Consider the following 15023-nt stretch of genomic DNA (forward strand, 5'->3'; position numbering starts at 1 on the left):
CGGGGCTACCCGGCGCCACGCATCTGGAAGGGCTGGCGCGATGACGCCGACACTTCCGCAAGCCGCGGCACCGGGATCAACCAGCGCCGCGCTCATGCTCGAAAGCCCCGACGGTCAGCTACCGTCAGGGCTTGGTACTGCTCTGTGGAGGCCATCCACGTTGTTCACTCACTGTGTAGGAGTGGCTTTAGCCGCGATCAGTGGTCAAGGGCACTCCCACCGTCGCTCAAACCTCCTCTTTGAAGCGCAGCCGCCAGGCATGCAGCAACGGTTCGGTGTAGCCGGACGGCTGCTCGCGGCCCTTGAACACCAGCTCGCTGGCAGCGCGGAAGGCATGGGATTGCTGGAAATTCGGCGCCATGGGCCGGTAAGCCGGGTCGCCGGCGTTCTGCCCGTCGACCACCTGGGCCATGCGCTGCAGCGTCTCGCGTACCTGGGCCTCGCTGACCACGCCGTGGTGCAGCCAGTTGGCGATATGCTGGGCGGAGATGCGCAGGGTGGCGCGGTCTTCCATCAGGCCGACGTTGTGAATGTCAGGCACCTTGGAGCAGCCCACGCCCTGCTCGACCCAGCGCACCACGTAACCGAGGATGCCCTGGCAGTTGTTGTCCAGTTCCTGCTGGATATCCCCGGCGCTCCACGGCCGTTCGGCGCTGACCGGTACGCTGAGCAGGTCACCCAGCAGGCTGTCGCGCTGGCTGGCCAGGTCGATCAGCTCCAGCTCGCGCTGCACCGCTTGTACATCCACCTGGTGGTAATGCAGGGCGTGCAGCACGGCGGCGGTCGGCGACGGCACCCAGGCGGTGTTGGCACCGGCCTTCGGGTGGCCGATCTTCTGCTCGAGCATGGCCGCCATCAGGTCCGGCATGGCCCACATGCCCTTGCCGATCTGCGCCTTGCCCCGTAGCCCGCAGGCCAGGCCGACCAGCACGTTGTTGCGTTCGTAGGCCTGGATCCAGGCGCTGGACTTCATGTCGCCCTTGCGCAGCATGGCGCCGGCTTCCATGGCCGTGTGCATCTCGTCGCCGGTGCGGTCGAGAAAGCCGGTGTTGATGAAGGCGACGCGCTCGCTGGCAGCCTCGATGCAGGCCTTGAGGTTGACGCTGGTGCGCCGCTCCTCGTCCATGATGCCCATTTTCAGGGTGTTGTCCGGCATGCCCAGCAGTAGCTCGACGCGAGCGAACAGCTCGTTGGCGAAGGCCACTTCGGCCGGGCCGTGCATCTTCGGTTTGACGATATACACGCTGCCGCTGCGCGAGTTGCCGCGGCGCTTGAGGTCATGCAGGGCGATCAGGCTGGTGACCACCGCATCGAGAATGCCTTCGGGAATCTCAACGCCTGCGCCGTCGAGAATCGCCGGGTTGCTCATCAGGTGGCCGACGTTGCGAATGAACAGCAACGAGCGGCCGTGCAGGGTCAGTTCGCTGCCATCGGCGGCGGTGTAGAGGCGATCCGGGTTGAGGCGGCGGGTAATGCGCTGGCCGCCCTTGTCCAGCTCCTCGGTCAGGTCGCCCTTCATCAGGCCCAGCCAGTTGCGGTACACCAGCACCTTGTCGGCGGCGTCGACGGCGGCAATCGAGTCCTCGCAGTCCATGATGGTCGACAGCGCCGCCTCCATCAGCAGATCCTTCACGCCCGCCGCGTCGGTGCTGCCGATGGGGCTGCTGGCGTCGATCTGGATTTCGACGTGCAGGCCGTTGTTCTTCAGCAGCACGGCGCTCGGTGCGGCGGCCCCGCCCTGGAAGCCGACGAACTTCTCCGGTTGCGCCAGCGAGGTCTGTGCGCCGCTGCTCAGGGTCACCTGCAACTGGCCGGCGACCACCGCATAGGCGCTGGCCTCGGCGTGCGAGCCCTTGGCCAGCGGCGCGGCCTGGTCGAGGAAGGCGCGGGCGAAGGCGATCACCCTGGCGCCACGCACGGGGTTGTAGCCCGGCCCCTTGCTGGCGCCGCCGTCCTCGCTGATCGCATCGGTGCCGTACAGGGCATCGTACAGCGAGCCCCAGCGGGCGTTGGCAGCGTTCAGCGCATAGCGTGCGTTCATCACCGGCACCACCAGTTGCGGGCCGGCCTGGCTGGTGATCTCGCTGTCGACCTTGCTGGTGGTCGCCTGAACCTTCGCCGGCTGCGGCAGCAGATAGCCGATGGAGCCGAGGAAGGCGCGGTAGGCCGTCATGTCGCGGATCGGGCCTGGGTGGGCGCGGTGCCAGGCATCCAGCTCGCTCTGCAGGCGCTCACGTTCGGCCAGCAGCGCGCGGTTGCGCGGCGCCAGGTCATGCACCAGGGCGTCGAAGCCGCTCCAGAAGGCATCGGCCTCGATACCGCTGCCGGGCAGCACCTCGTCTTCGATGAACTGCTTGAGTTCGGCGGCCACCTGCAGGCGCTGACATTGCACGCGTTCGGTCATTTTTCTGTTCTCCTGTCTGTTTCCGGCCCTGATGGCCTTGTCGTCAGCATGCGAGGCGTCAAAGCGCCGCGATACCGGCCTTGGCCACCTGCGCGTCCTGCTCGGCCTTGACCCCGGACACGCCCACGGCGCCGATCACCTGGCCGTCGACCAGCACGGGTACGCCGCCTTCCAACGAGGTGAGCAGCGGTGCGCTGAGGAAGGCGCTGCGGCCGCCGTTGACCATGTCTTCGTAGCCCTTGGTCTCGCGGCGGCCGATGGCGGCGCTGCGGGCCTTTTCGGTGGCGATATAGGCGCCGATGGGCGCACAGCCATCCAGGCGCTCCAGGGCCAGCGGGTGGCCGCCGTCGTCGACCACGGCGATGGCCACGGCCCAGCCCTGTTGCAGCGCTTCGCTGCGCGCTGCCTGGAGGATCTGTCTGACTTCGGTCTGGCTGAGTACGGCTTTGCTTTGCATGGCATACCTCATGTTCGTGGCTTTTATCCCCTCTCCCGAGGGCTCAGTTGTAGGGTGGATATCGCTTTTTACATCCACCGCTTTGGTGGATCGGTGAAGCGTGATCCACCCTACGATCAGTCGCGTAGCCCGGATGCAATCCGGGTTATCGGGGAGTCGCCCCGGGAGCGGCTTCAGCCGCGATAACAGCTCGCCGCCAAAGCGCCTCCCACAGGCGCGGCACACTCCTCCGCTGTACGTTGCGATACATCTGTAGTTGCAGGGTGGATGTCGCTTCTTACATCCACCGCTTTGGTGGATCGATGAAGCGTGATCCACCCTACGGTCAGTGTCCGATGGTCAGTGCATGGCTTCCTCGACTATCTCGATCCAGTGCCGCACCGGCGTGCGCCCGGCGCCGTCCAGGTGGGTCTGGCAGCCGATATTGGCGGTGACGATGGCATCCGGCTTGCCGCTTTCCAGGGCATTCAGTTTGTTGTCGCGAAGCTGCCTGGACAACTCGGGCTGGGTCAGCGAATAAGTGCCCGCCGAGCCGCAGCACAGGTGGCCGTCGGGCACGGCGGTGAGGCCGAAGCCAAGGCGCGTCAGCACACCTTCCACGGCACCAGCGAGCTGCTGCGCGTGCTGCAAGGTGCAGGGACAATGGAAGGCCAGGCGTTGCTCGGCGCGCACCTGCAGCCTTTCCAGCGCCTCGCCCTGCAGCACCTCGACCAGATCCCTGGCCAGGGCGCTGACCCGTGCCGCCTTGGCGGCGTAGGCCGAATCGCCGGCCAGCAGGTGGCCGTAGTCCTTGACGAAGGCGCCACAGCCACTTGCGGTCTGTACGATGGCCTCAATGCCGGCCTCGATGGCCGGCCACCAGGCGTCGATGTTCTGCCGGGCGCGCTGCAGCCCCGCCTCCTGGGCGTTGAGGTGATAGTCCACGGCGCCGCAGCAGCCGGCCTCGCGGATTGGCGTGACGCTGATGCCGAGGCGATCGAGCACGCGCGCGGTGGCGGCATTGGTGTTGGGCGACAGCCCCGGTTGCACGCAGCCTTCGAGCATCAGCACGCGGCGTGTGTGCTGCGTGGTCGGGCGCGGCTTGGCCGGGCGCACCTCGCGCGGCAGCTTGGCCTTGAGCGTGGCCGGCAGCAGCGGGCGCAAGGCCAGGCCGGCCTGGGTCAGCGCCTTGAACAAGGCCGGGCGCGGCACCACGGCGCGCAGGCCCTGGCGCAGCAGGCGCTGATCGAGCGGGCGTGGCACCTGTTGTTCGGCGACCTCGCGGCCAATGTCCAGCAGGTTGTGGTACTGCACGCCGGAGGGGCAGGTGGTTTCGCAGTTGCGGCAGGTCAGGCAGCGATCCAGGTGCTGCTGGGTCTTGGCGGTCACCTCGCCGCCTTCGAGCATCTGCTTGATCAGGTAGATGCGCCCGCGCGGGCCGTCCAGCTCGTCACCGAGCAGCTGGTAGGTCGGGCAGGTGGCGTTGCAGAAGCCGCAGTGCACGCAGGAGCGCAGGATGCGTTCGGCTTCCTCGGCGCGCGGCAGGCGCTTGGCCTGTTCACTCAAATTGGTCTGCACGTCTTATACCTCGGCGTATAGGCGGCCAGGGTTGAAGATGCCCTGGGGGTCGAGCTGGTTCTTCAACTGGCGCTGGTAGCGCAGCAGCGCTGCCGCCAGCGGCTGGAAAGGTTGCGCCTGGCCTGCAGCGAAGCAGGTGGCATGGCCGCCGAGCTTGGCCGCCGCGCCCTGGATCAGCTCACCCTCGGCGTCGGTCTTCAGCCAGCGCTGCGCGCCGCCCCAGTCGATCAGTTGGCGGCCGGGCAGCTCGAGCAGGCCGCTAGCCACCGGCAGCGACAGGCGCCACAGCGTGCCCTCGGCAGCGAAGAACGGCAGATGCTGTTCGCGCAGTTCATGCCAATAGCCGTTGTCGATCTCTTCGCCACCGAGGCGCTGGCGCGCGGCGAGAACCGAGCCCTCGCCGCCTTCCAGGCGTAGATGCAGCGCCGCACCGTCGTGGCTGGCGGCACTGATCGGCAGCGGCTGCTGGCCCCATTCGGCCAGCTTGTTCAGTGCCTGCTGGGCGCCCACCTCCAGGCGCAGGCTGAGCACCTGACGCGGCTTGGGCAGTACCTTGATCGACACCTCGGCGAGCAGCCCTAGGCAGCCGAAGCTGCCGGCCATCAGGCGCGACAGGTCGTAGCCGGCGACGTTCTTCATCACCTCGCCACCGAAGCGCAGCAGCTTGCCCTGGCCAGTGATCACCCGGGTGCCGAGCACCTGGTCACGCACCGAGCCGGCCCATGGCCGACGCGGGCCGGACAACCCGGCGGCGACCATGCCACCGAGGGTGGCGCCAGTGCCCAGGTGCGGCGGCTCGCACGGCAGCATCTGGTTGTTGGCCTCCAGCGCCGCCTCGATCTCGGCCAGCGGCGTGCCGGCACGGGCGGTAAGTACCAGTTCGGTGGGGTCATAGCTGACGATGCCGCGGTGCAGGCGGGTATCCAGCACCTCGCCCGTGGTGGCACGGCCCAGATGCGCCTTGCTGCCGCTGCCCTGGATGCGCAGTGGCGTAGCGCTGTTGAGCGCGTGGTTGACCTGTTCCAGCAGCGCGGCGCTGGCGTCGAAATCATGCGACATCAGAAGCGCTCCAGTTCCGGGAAGGGCAGTTGGCCGTGGTGCACGTGCATGGCGCCGAACTCGGCGCAGCGGTGCAGGGTGGGGATGTTCTTGCCCGGGTTGAGCAGGCCGGCCGGGTCGAACGCCGCCTTCACGGCATGGAACAGGGTGATCTCGTCGCTGTTGAACTGCGCGCACATCTGGTTGATCTTCTCGCGGCCGACGCCGTGCTCGCCGGTGATGCTGCCGCCGACCTTGACGCAGAGTTCGAGGATCCTGCCGCCGATGGCCTCGGCGCGCTCCAGCTCGCCGGGCACGTTGGCATCGAAGAGGATCAAGGGATGCATGTTGCCGTCGCCGGCGTGGAACACGTTGGCCACGCGCAGGCCGTATTCCTCGGACAGCTCGGCGATGCCGCGCAGCACGCCCGGCAGCTCGCGGCGCGGAATGGTGCCGTCCATGCAGTAGTAGTCCGGCGAGATGCGCCCGACCGCCGGGAAGGCGTTCTTGCGCCCGGCCCAGAATTTCACCCGCTCGGTTTCGTCACGGGCCAGGCGCACTTCGGTGGCACCGGCCTTGCCAAGTACCTCGCGCACCCGTTCGCAGTCGTCCGCCACGTCCGCCTCCACGCCGTCCAGCTCGCAGAGCAGGATGGCTTCGGCCTCCACCGGGTAGCCGGCGTGGATAAAGTCCTCCGCCGCTCTGATCGCCAGGTTGTCCATCATCTCCAGGCCGCCGGGAATGATGCCGGCGGCGATGATGTCGCCCACCGCGCGGCCGGCCTTTTCCACCGAATCGAAGGCCGCCAGCAGCACCTTGGCCACCTGTGGCTTGGGCAGCAGCTTGACCGTCACCTCGGTGACGATGCCGAGCATGCCCTCGGAGCCGGTGAACAGCGCCAGCAGGTCGAAACCCGCTGCATCCAGGGCGTCGCTGCCGAGGGTCAGGAATTCGCCCTCGACGGTGAGGATCTCCACCTTGAGCAGGTTGTGCACGGTCAGGCCGTATTTCAGGCAGTGCACGCCGCCGGCGTTCTCGGCGACATTGCCGCCGATGGAGCAGGCGATCTGCGAAGACGGGTCGGGGGCGTAATACAGGTCGAAGGGCGCGGCGGCCTGGGAGATCGCCAGGTTGCGCACTCCGGGCTGTACGCGGGCATAGCGGGCCTCGCGGTTGATCTCGAGAATCTGGTTGAAGCGCGCCATCACCAGGAGGATGCCCTGTTCCAGCGGCAGCGCCCCGCCGGACAGGCCGGTGCCGGCGCCGCGCGCCACCACCGGCACGCCACGGGCATGGCAGAGCTTGAGCAACTCCTGCACCTGCTCGATACGCTCGGGCAGCACCACCAGCAGGGGCGTGGTGCGGTAGGCCGACAGACCATCGCACTCGTAAGGCTTGAGGTCTTCCTGGGTGTGCAGGATGTCGAGGTCGGGCAGGCGCTGGCGCAGCTCGGCCAGCAACGCGGTCTTGTCGACCGTGGGCAGCGCGCCGTCGACGCGCTCGTCGTACAGAATGCTCATGGCAGGCTCGATCGTGGGCGTTGTTGTTATTGCGGTCATGCCGCTACCTTGGCCTGCATGTTTAGGCCGCCCGATTACCGTCGTCCATCTTTGCAGGCGCTGGTATGACCAGTTTCTTTCGCCAGGTATTCAGCGTAAAAAGCATCAAGCGCTCGCTACACAAGGCCTGTAATCGAGCAGCGCAGAAACCTGGAAAGCATCTGATCGACTGGTACGACCAGCTGGCGAGGGGCGTCATGGAGCTGAAACAGAACGCGGTGCGGCGCCAGCTGAGCGACGTGGTGGCCGAGCGCATCGAGCGGCTGATCGTCGACGGTGTGCTCAAGGTGGGCCAGCCGCTGCCCTCGGAGCGGCGCTTGTGCGAGAAGCTGGGCATCTCCCGCTCGGCGCTGCGCGAAGGGCTCAAGGTGCTGCGTGGGCGCGGCATCATCGACACCGCCCAGGGCCGTGATTCGCGGGTGGCCAAGCTCAGCGGCGAAGGCGACGCCAGCCCGCTGATGCATCTGTTCAACTCCCAGCCGCGCACCCTGTACGACCTGCTGGAAGTACGCAGCCTGCTCGAGGGCGAGTCGGCGCGCCTGGCGGCGTTGCGTGGCACCGACGCGGATTTCGTGCTGCTGACCCGGCGTTACGAGGAAATGCTCGCCGCCCATGCCCAGGAGAACCCGGTCGATCCCCGCGAACATGCGCGCCTCGACCACGCCTTTCACCTGGCCATCTGCGAGGCCTCGCACAACCCGGTACTGGTGCACACCCTGCAGTCGCTGACCGACCTGATGCTCAGCACCGTGTTCGCCTCGGTGAACAATCTCTACCACCGCCCGGCGCAGAAACGGCAGATCGACCGCCAGCACTCGCGCCTGTATCACGCGGTGATCGAGCGCCTGCCGGAACAGGCCCAGCGCGCGGCGCGCGATCACATCCACAGCATTCGCGACAACCTGCAGGACATCGAGCAGGAAGAGCAGCGCCTGGTGCGCGCCAGCATGCGCCTCGAAGGGTGGTCGTGACGGCTCCCGGCCAACGCTGCCGCCAGGACCGCCGTGCTAGACTGGCGCGCTTCGCCTGCCACGAATCCATGCCGTGTCCCTAGCTTCCCCCGCCCCTCATTGGCTGAGCGCCGAACAGCTGTTACCCGCCGCAGCCAGCGCTGTGCACGACTGGCTGTTCAACGAAGACTCCCTGACCCGGCGGCTGACCGAGCTGTCGGCGGGCGGCTTCAGCGTCACCCCGTTGCGCGAGGGCTGGCTGACGCTGCGTGACGACGAATGCGCAGCCCTGGACGTACCGCCGGGCAGCCCTGGCTGGGTGCGCGAGGTCTACCTGCTTGGCAATGGCCAGCCCTGGGTGTTCGCCCGCAGCGTGGCTGCCAAGCAGGCATTGCAAGGCTCGGGCCTGGATCTGCAGCAACTGGGCAGCCGCTCCCTGGGTGAGCTGTTGTTCAGTGACCAGGCCTTTACCCGCGGCAGGCTGCAGGCCTGCCGCTACCCGGGTGCCTGGCTGCCGGCGGAGGTCGTGCAGGAGAACCTCTGGGCACGCCGCTCGTGCTTTCGCCGTGGTGCGCTGGCGGTGCTGGTCGCCGAAGTGTTTTTGCCGGACTTCTGGCCTGCGGCGAGCCGCTGACCCCGCCGCCGACTAGGCGCCGTATAATCCGCGTACCGCGCCAGGAGAACCGCCCGATGTACATCCGTCTGCTGCAATCGCTCAATCGCCTGCACCCACGCACCTGGGATTTCCTGCAGCTGACGCGCATGGACAAGCCGATCGGCATCTACCTGCTGCTGTGGCCAACCCTGTGGGCACTGTGGATCGCCGCCGAAGGCGTGCCAAGCATCAAGAACCTGCTGATCTTCGTGACCGGCGTGGTGCTGATGCGCGCCGCCGGCTGCGTGATCAACGACTATGCCGACCGTAATTTCGACGGCCATGTCAGCCGCACCAAGGCCCGCCCCCTGGCCAGCGGCAAGGTCAACGCACGGGAGGCACTGATTCTCTTCGCCGTGCTGGTGGCCCTCAGTTTCGCCCTGGTGCTGCTGACCAACGCCACCACCGTATGGCTGTCGTTCGGCGCCCTCGGCGTGGCGGCGCTGTACCCCTTCATGAAGCGCTACACCTATTACCCCCAGGTGGTGCTCGGCACCGCGTTCTCCTGGGGCATGCCGATGGCCTTCACCGCCGAGACCGGCGAACTGCCGGCGGCGGCCTGGCTGCTGCTGCTGGCCAACGTGATCTGGACCGTGGCCTATGACACCTACTACGCCATGGCCGACCGCGAGGACGACCTGAAGATCGGCGTGAAGTCCACGGCGATCCTGTTCGGCGATGCCGACCGGGTGATCATCCTCGGCCTGCAGGGCCTGGCCCTGCTGTGCCTGCTGCTGGCCGGCGCACGCTTCGAACTGGGCCTGTACTTCTATCTCGGCCTGCTGGTGGCCGCCGGCTGTTTCGCCTGGGAATTCCACATCACCCGCCAGCGCGAGCCGCTGGTCTGCTTCCGCGCCTTCCTGCACAACCACTGGGCAGGCCTGGCGATCTTCGTCGGCATCGTGCTGGATTACGGGTTGCGTTGAGAAGCGCGCTGGAAGGGGCATGCCGCACAGCTGTCATATCGCTGCAATAATTCCGTTATCTAATGCGCCGCATTGATAGTTGAATGAACCGAGGCTCAACCCATGGTTGGCAAGAACATCCTGATCGTCGATGACGAAGCGCCGATTCGCGAAATGATCGTGGTGGCGCTGGAAATGGCGGGCTACGAGTGCCTGGAAGCGGAAAATACCGGGCAGGCTCACGCCATCATCGTCGACCGCAAGCCTGATCTGATCCTGCTCGACTGGATGCTGCCCGGCACCTCCGGCATCGAGCTGGCCCGGCGCCTGAAGCGCGACGAGCTGACCGGCGACATTCCGATCATCATGCTCACCGCCAAGGGCGAAGAGGACAACAAGATCCAGGGCCTGGAAGTCGGTGCCGACGACTACATCACCAAGCCGTTCTCGCCGCGCGAGCTGGTCGCCCGCCTCAAGGCCGTGCTGCGCCGCGCCGGCCCCAGCGACAGCGAAGGGCCGATCGAAGTGGGCGGCCTGCTGCTCGACCCGATCAGCCACCGCGTGACCATCGACGGCAAGCCTGCCGAGATGGGCCCCACCGAATATCGCCTGCTGCAGTTCTTCATGACCCACCAGGAACGCGCCTACACCCGCGGCCAGTTGCTCGACCAGGTGTGGGGCGGCAACGTGTATGTCGAGGAGCGTACCGTCGATGTGCACATCCGCCGCCTGCGCAAGGCGCTGGGCGAGGCCTACGAAAATCTGGTGCAGACGGTACGCGGCACCGGGTATCGTTTCTCCACCAAGGGCTAAGCCATAGCCTGAGATTGACGATGACAGGGATCGGCTGGCGGATGAGCGAAACGTGACGAGCAACTGGCGTGGCGCCATAACCCGCCGCTTGATGCTGCTGATCGCGGCCTGCCTGGCGGCTGGGGTGATCACCGGTGAATATGCCTGGGCCATCGCCATCGGCCTGGCCGCCCACCTGCTCTGGAACCTCAGCCAGCTGTTGCGCCTGCATGCCTGGCTCAAGGATCACCAGCCCGACGAACCACCGCCCGATGGCTACGGCCTGTGGGGCGAAGTGTTCGACAGCATCTACCACCTGCAGCGCCGCAACCAGCGGGCGCGCGGCCGCCTGCAGGCAGTGATCGATCGCGTGCAGGAGTCCACCGCGGCGCTGCGCGACGCGGTGATCATGCTCGACAGCCACGGCAACCTGGAGTGGTGGAACAAGGCCTCGGAAACCCTGCTGGGTTTGAAAACGCCCCAGGACAGCGGCCAGTCGATCACCAATCTGGTACGCGACCCGCGCTTCAAGGACTATTTCGAGCGCGGCAAATTCGTCGAACCCCTCGACCTGCCCTCGCCGGTCAACCCGCGCAGGCAGCTGCAGCTCAACATCACCCGCTACGGCAACCAGGAGCACCTGATGCTGGTGCGCGACGTGACCCGGCTCCACCAGCTGGAGCAGATGCGCAAGGATTTCGTCGCCAACGTTTCCCACGAGTTGCGCACACCGCTGACGGTGATCGCCGGCTACCTGGAAACCCTGCATGACAACGTCGACGACATCAACCCACGCTGGCGCCGCGCCCTGCAGCAGATGCAGCAGCAGGGCGCACGCATGCAGGGCCTGCTCAACGACCTGCTGCTGCTGGCCAAGCTGGAAGCCACCGATTACCCCTCCGACAACCACCCGGTGGCAGTCGACCTGCTGCTGCAGAGCATCCGCAACGATGCCCTGGCGCTGTCCGCCGAGCGCAACCACCGGATCAGCCTGGAGGCCGACGCCAACCTCCGGCTCAAGGGCAGCGAGTCGGAATTGCGCAGCGCGTTTTCCAACCTGGTGTTCAACGCCGTGAAATACACCCAGGCCGATGGCGAGATCCGCATTCGCTGGTGGCAGGACGGACAGGGCGCGCACCTGTCGGTGCAGGACAGCGGCCCCGGTATCGAGGCCAAGCACCTGCCACGCCTGACCGAGCGCTTCTACCGGGTCGATTCCAGCCGTGCCAGCCATACCGGCGGCACCGGCCTGGGCCTGGCCATCGTCAAGCACGTGCTTTTGCGCCACCGCGGTGGGCTGGAAATCACCAGCGTGGTCGGCAAGGGCAGTCTGTTCACCTGCCACTTCCAGCCGGCGCAGATCGCCGCGCCAACCCGCTGATTAGGGTCCTATTGCAAAGCGCCCGCCCAGGCCCCACCCTTTAGCAACATCCGGTCACACGAACCCCTTATGGATCCCTCTACGAGCGTCTCCTTCTCCAGTTATTTCGCCGACATGGGCCTGGTGCTGTTCGCCCTGTTCCTGGTGCTGCTCAACGGCTTCTTCGTGGCTGCCGAGTTCGCCATGGTCAAGCTGCGCTCCACCAAGGTCGAAGCCCTGGCCAAGAAGAACGGCTGGCGTGGGCATATCCTGCGCACCGTGCACAGCCAGCTCGATGCCTACCTGTCCGCCTGCCAGCTGGGCATCACCCTCGCCTCCCTGGGCCTGGGCTGGGTGGGTGAACCGGCCTTCGCGCACCTGCTCGAGCCGCTGCTGACCTCGATCGGCATCGAGTCGCAGAAGCTGATCCACGGCATCGCCTTCTTCACCGCGTTCTTCATCATTTCCTACCTGCACATCGTGATCGGCGAGCTGGCCCCGAAATCCTGGGCGATCCGCAAGCCGGAGCTGCTGTCGCTGTGGACGGCGGCGCCGCTGTACCTGTTCTACTGGGCCATGTATCCGGCGATCTTCCTGCTCAACGCCAGCGCCAACGCCATCCTGCGCATTGCCGGCCAGGATCAGCCCGGCGGCCACCACGAGCACCACTACAGCCGTGACGAGCTCAAGCTGATCCTGCATTCCAGCCGCGCCAGCGACCCGACCGACCAGGACATGCGCGTGCTCGCCTCTGCCGTGGAGCTGGGCGAACTGGAAGTGGTCGACTGGGCCAACTCGCGCGAAGACCTTATCTACCTGGAGCTCAATGCCACGCTGGACGAGGTGTTCAGCCTGTTCCGCCGGCACAAGTACAGCCGCTACCCGATCTACGACGAGGCGGCTGGCGAGTTCGTCGGCGTGCTGCACATCAAGGACCTGCTGCTGCACCTGTCACTGCTGGAAATGCTGCCCTCGACCCTGCGCCTGGCCGAGCTGATGCACCCGATCGAGAAGGTCAGCCGCAACCTGCCGCTGTCCGACCTGCTGGAGCAGTTCCGCAAGGGCGGCGCGCATTTCGCCCTGGTCGAAGAGGCCGACGGCAAGGTCATCGGCTACCTGACCATGGAAGACGTGCTCGAAGCCCTGGTCGGCGATATTCAGGACGAACATCGCAAGACCGAGCGCGGCATCCTCGCCTATCAGCCCGGCAAACTGCTGGTGCGTGGTGACACGCCGCTGTTCAAGCTCGAGCGCCTGCTGGGCATCGACCTCGACCATATCGAGGCCGAGACCCTTGCCGGCCTGATCTATGAAACCCTCAAGCGGGTGCCCGAGGAAGAGGAATCCCTGGAAGTCGCCGGCCTGCGCTTGATCGTCAAGAAGATGAAAGGCCCGAAGATCCTCCTGGCCAAGGTCATCAAGCTGGATTGAGGCACCTGCACTGCCGGGTGTGTGCACAGCCGGCAGTGCACCTTTCAATTGCCGCCCGGCAAACCTGACCAAGCGGTCATTTATCGCGATAAATCGGCATCGCTTCCACCTTCCACAACAACCACTTACGACCGTTCGTCGGCTTCCTCGAATACCTCGCTGGGCTGCGCAGTCCACCGCGTGCACCAATTGATCGGTGCATGCCATCACCTGAACAGACTGCCAAGGAATTCGCCATGCAACTTAACGCCATCACCACGAAAACCGCCCTCGCCCTGTGCCTCGCCGGCGCCTCCCATGCCTATGCCGACTCGATCACCGATCCGATTTCGACCATCGGGGTGATCGGCTCGCACAACCAGTACAAGTTGAGCACCTTTGGTGAGAGTGACAAGGAGCGTCTGAACCAGGGCGGTCTGTTCTACAACTTCGGCAACAAGCTGACCGGCCACGAAGGCTTCATCTACCAGGCCGGTATCGAAGGCCAGTACCGCGAGAAGGACGACGACGAATACAAGGCGGCCCGTGCCGACCTCGACCTCGGCCTGCGCGCGGCACTGAGCACCAACAACTACATCGACTTCATCGTCGGCGGCGGCTACGACTGGGGCCGTATCGAGCAGGACGACGTTGGCCCGTTCGATACCAACGTCAAGCTGACCAGCAAGGCGCCGTTCGCCAAGGCCGGTATCGGCTACAACTACCTGACCCCGGACTACACCGTGCGCCTGGAAGCCGGTGCACGCTACTCGCTCGACGCCGAAGCCGAGCTGAAAGTCAGCGGCGAAGGCAGCGACACCGTTGACCTGAAGGACAAGGCCAACCCGTACGCCGAACTGACCGTGCTGTGGAACAAGGGCATCAACAACCTGCCGATCAGCACCAGCCTGTACTACACCCGTACCAACTACAAGGTCGACAGTGACAGCGTGCTGGCGGAAAACAGCAAGCTCAAGCAGGAGCAGGTTGGCCTCAAGGTCGGCCTGGCGTTCTGATCACGCCGCAGTAATCGAATCGCCCGGCTTGCCGGGCGATTTGCATTCAGGTCGCCACCGCCGCACTGCGGCCGCCGCTGGCCGGCGTCAGGTATACTGCGCCCGCCGTTGCAGCACTCGACGCATTCCCACCCCGCCCTTTCCCACAGCCTCTCCTGATCCCATGTCGCTCAGCATCGCCTCCATCAATATCGAACGTTCCAGACACCTGCCACGCGTCGCCGCCTTTATCGAGCGCGAATGCCCGGAGCTGCTCTGCCTGCAGGAGCTCTGCGAGCGCGACATCCCCTTCTTCGAAGCCTTGATGGGCGGCACCATGGCCTTCGCGCCCATGGCCCAGCATCCCGAGGAAGGCCACGCCAATGTGGTGGGCATCGGCATGCTGGCCCGCGGTGCAGCCTTGGCGAAGGTAAAGGCCGAGTACTACTCAGGCAGCCGCGAGCGCATTCAGGAGATGGCCTTCGTCACGCTCGAGGGCAAGCGCATGGCCGATCCACTGAGCATTGCCGAGGTGCTGCTCAGTGCCTCGCTCGGCGATTTTCGCATCGCCGTCACCCACCTCAACGTCACCCCGTTCGGCAGCTCCACACCGTATCAGCGCGAGAGCGCCGGCAAGCTGATCGCCCTGGCCCAGGCGCAAGCCAGTGAAGCCGGTGGCCTGCTGTTGACCGGCGACTTCAACGCGCCGCGCGGAGGCGCCACCTTCGACCTGATCGCCGAGCACTTCATCGACGGTGTACCAGCCCATTACACCAGCAGCATCGACGGCTCGCTGCACCGTGCCGGGGAGATTCCATTCATGGTCGATGGGCTGTTCCATACGCCGGGTTATCGGCTGGAGAACGCCAGGCTGAGCACTGGCGTATCTGACCACTGCGCACTCAGCTGTCGCTTGAGCAGAGCCTGATCGCTGGCTCAGC

The 15023-nt window shown here is 66.0% G+C and carries 13 protein-coding genes; 8 read left to right on the plus strand and 5 right to left on the minus strand.

Translation table 11 applies throughout. The features are described 5' to 3' along the window. Nucleotides 1-226: 226 nt before the first annotated feature. The 5 genes from QYS36_RS23485 to glcD all read right to left on the minus strand — a co-directional run bounded on the left by QYS36_RS23485 (nucleotide 227) and on the right by glcD (nucleotide 6976). Nucleotides 227-2404: a malate synthase G gene (locus QYS36_RS23485; RefSeq protein ID WP_308841759.1), complete on the minus strand. Its 2178-nt coding sequence runs from the start codon at nucleotides 2402-2404 to the stop codon at nucleotides 227-229. A gap of 58 nt (nucleotides 2405-2462) precedes the next feature. Continuing rightward, nucleotides 2463-2861: a heme-binding protein gene (locus tag QYS36_RS23490; protein ID WP_308841760.1), complete on the minus strand. Its 399-nt coding sequence runs from the start codon at nucleotides 2859-2861 to the stop codon at nucleotides 2463-2465. Nucleotides 2862-3200: 339 nt separating this feature from the next. Further along, on the minus strand, nucleotides 3201-4418 hold the full coding sequence (gene glcF, locus QYS36_RS23495; RefSeq protein WP_308841761.1) for a glycolate oxidase subunit GlcF: 1218 nt from the start codon (nucleotides 4416-4418) through the stop codon (nucleotides 3201-3203). 3 nt (nucleotides 4419-4421) lie between these two features. Beyond that, nucleotides 4422-5477 carry a glycolate oxidase subunit GlcE gene (gene glcE, locus QYS36_RS23500; protein ID WP_308841762.1) on the minus strand — a complete coding sequence of 352 codons (1056 nt, stop codon included), beginning with the start codon at nucleotides 5475-5477 and terminating at the stop codon, nucleotides 4422-4424. Beyond that, complete coding sequence (glcD, locus tag QYS36_RS23505; RefSeq protein ID WP_308841763.1) at nucleotides 5477-6976, minus strand: glycolate oxidase subunit GlcD; 1500 nt, start codon at nucleotides 6974-6976, stop codon at nucleotides 5477-5479. The genes glcE and glcD overlap by 1 nt, the downstream gene beginning before the upstream one ends. Nucleotides 6977-7212: 236 nt before the next feature. On the opposite strand from glcD, the gene glcC reads away from it, so the two are divergent. The 8 genes from glcC to QYS36_RS23545 all read left to right on the plus strand — a co-directional run bounded on the left by glcC (nucleotide 7213) and on the right by QYS36_RS23545 (nucleotide 15010). Beyond that, entirely contained in the window at nucleotides 7213-7986 is a 774-nt protein-coding gene (gene glcC / locus QYS36_RS23510) for a transcriptional regulator GlcC (RefSeq protein ID WP_308841831.1), read from the plus strand. Nucleotides 7987-8050: 64 nt separating this feature from the next. Next, complete coding sequence (locus QYS36_RS23515; RefSeq protein ID WP_374990500.1) at nucleotides 8051-8599, plus strand: chorismate--pyruvate lyase family protein; 549 nt, start codon at nucleotides 8051-8053, stop codon at nucleotides 8597-8599. A 56-nt stretch (nucleotides 8600-8655) separates the two neighbouring features. Then, nucleotides 8656-9546: a 4-hydroxybenzoate octaprenyltransferase gene (gene ubiA / locus QYS36_RS23520; protein WP_308841764.1), complete on the plus strand. Its 891-nt coding sequence runs from the start codon at nucleotides 8656-8658 to the stop codon at nucleotides 9544-9546. Nucleotides 9547-9648: 102 nt separating this feature from the next. Further along, on the plus strand, nucleotides 9649-10338 hold the full coding sequence (gene phoB / locus QYS36_RS23525) for a phosphate regulon transcriptional regulator PhoB (RefSeq protein ID WP_070885833.1): 690 nt from the start codon (nucleotides 9649-9651) through the stop codon (nucleotides 10336-10338). A gap of 91 nt (nucleotides 10339-10429) precedes the next feature. Further along, complete coding sequence (phoR, locus tag QYS36_RS23530; RefSeq protein WP_308841833.1) at nucleotides 10430-11698, plus strand: phosphate regulon sensor histidine kinase PhoR; 1269 nt, start codon at nucleotides 10430-10432, stop codon at nucleotides 11696-11698. Between the two features lie 69 nt (nucleotides 11699-11767). Beyond that, nucleotides 11768-13108: a hemolysin family protein gene (locus tag QYS36_RS23535; RefSeq protein WP_308841765.1), complete on the plus strand. Its 1341-nt coding sequence runs from the start codon at nucleotides 11768-11770 to the stop codon at nucleotides 13106-13108. 236 nt (nucleotides 13109-13344) lie between these two features. Beyond that, complete coding sequence (locus QYS36_RS23540; RefSeq protein ID WP_308841766.1) at nucleotides 13345-14103, plus strand: hypothetical protein; 759 nt, start codon at nucleotides 13345-13347, stop codon at nucleotides 14101-14103. A gap of 163 nt (nucleotides 14104-14266) precedes the next feature. Beyond that, a complete protein-coding gene (locus tag QYS36_RS23545; protein ID WP_308841767.1) occupies nucleotides 14267-15010 on the plus strand; it encodes an endonuclease/exonuclease/phosphatase family protein in 744 nt (247 codons plus the stop codon). Nucleotides 15011-15023: the final 13 nt, after the last annotated feature.

The organism is Pseudomonas sp. G34, assembly GCF_031119625.1.
Taxonomy (GTDB): domain Bacteria; phylum Pseudomonadota; class Gammaproteobacteria; order Pseudomonadales; family Pseudomonadaceae; genus Aquipseudomonas.

Bases quoted from the DNA above. Each gene is read 5' to 3' on its own strand.
- QYS36_RS23485 (WP_308841759.1), bottom strand. From the start codon at position 2,404: ATGACCGAACGCGTGCAATGTCAGCGCCTGCAGGTGGCCGCCGAACTC.
- QYS36_RS23490 (WP_308841760.1), bottom strand. From the start codon at position 2,861: ATGCAAAGCAAAGCCGTACTCAGCCAGACCGAAGTCAGACAGATCCTC.
- glcE (WP_308841762.1), bottom strand. From the start codon at position 5,477: ATGTCGCATGATTTCGACGCCAGCGCCGCGCTGCTGGAACAGGTCAAC.
- glcD (WP_308841763.1), bottom strand. From the start codon at position 6,976: ATGAGCATTCTGTACGACGAGCGCGTCGACGGCGCGCTGCCCACGGTC.
- glcC (WP_308841831.1), top strand. From the start codon at position 7,213: ATGGAGCTGAAACAGAACGCGGTGCGGCGCCAGCTGAGCGACGTGGTG.
- ubiA (WP_308841764.1), top strand. From the start codon at position 8,656: ATGTACATCCGTCTGCTGCAATCGCTCAATCGCCTGCACCCACGCACC.
- phoB (WP_070885833.1), top strand. From the start codon at position 9,649: ATGGTTGGCAAGAACATCCTGATCGTCGATGACGAAGCGCCGATTCGC.
- phoR (WP_308841833.1), top strand. From the start codon at position 10,430: ATGCTGCTGATCGCGGCCTGCCTGGCGGCTGGGGTGATCACCGGTGAA.
- QYS36_RS23535 (WP_308841765.1), top strand. From the start codon at position 11,768: ATGGATCCCTCTACGAGCGTCTCCTTCTCCAGTTATTTCGCCGACATG.
- QYS36_RS23540 (WP_308841766.1), top strand. From the start codon at position 13,345: ATGCAACTTAACGCCATCACCACGAAAACCGCCCTCGCCCTGTGCCTC.
- QYS36_RS23545 (WP_308841767.1), top strand. From the start codon at position 14,267: ATGTCGCTCAGCATCGCCTCCATCAATATCGAACGTTCCAGACACCTG.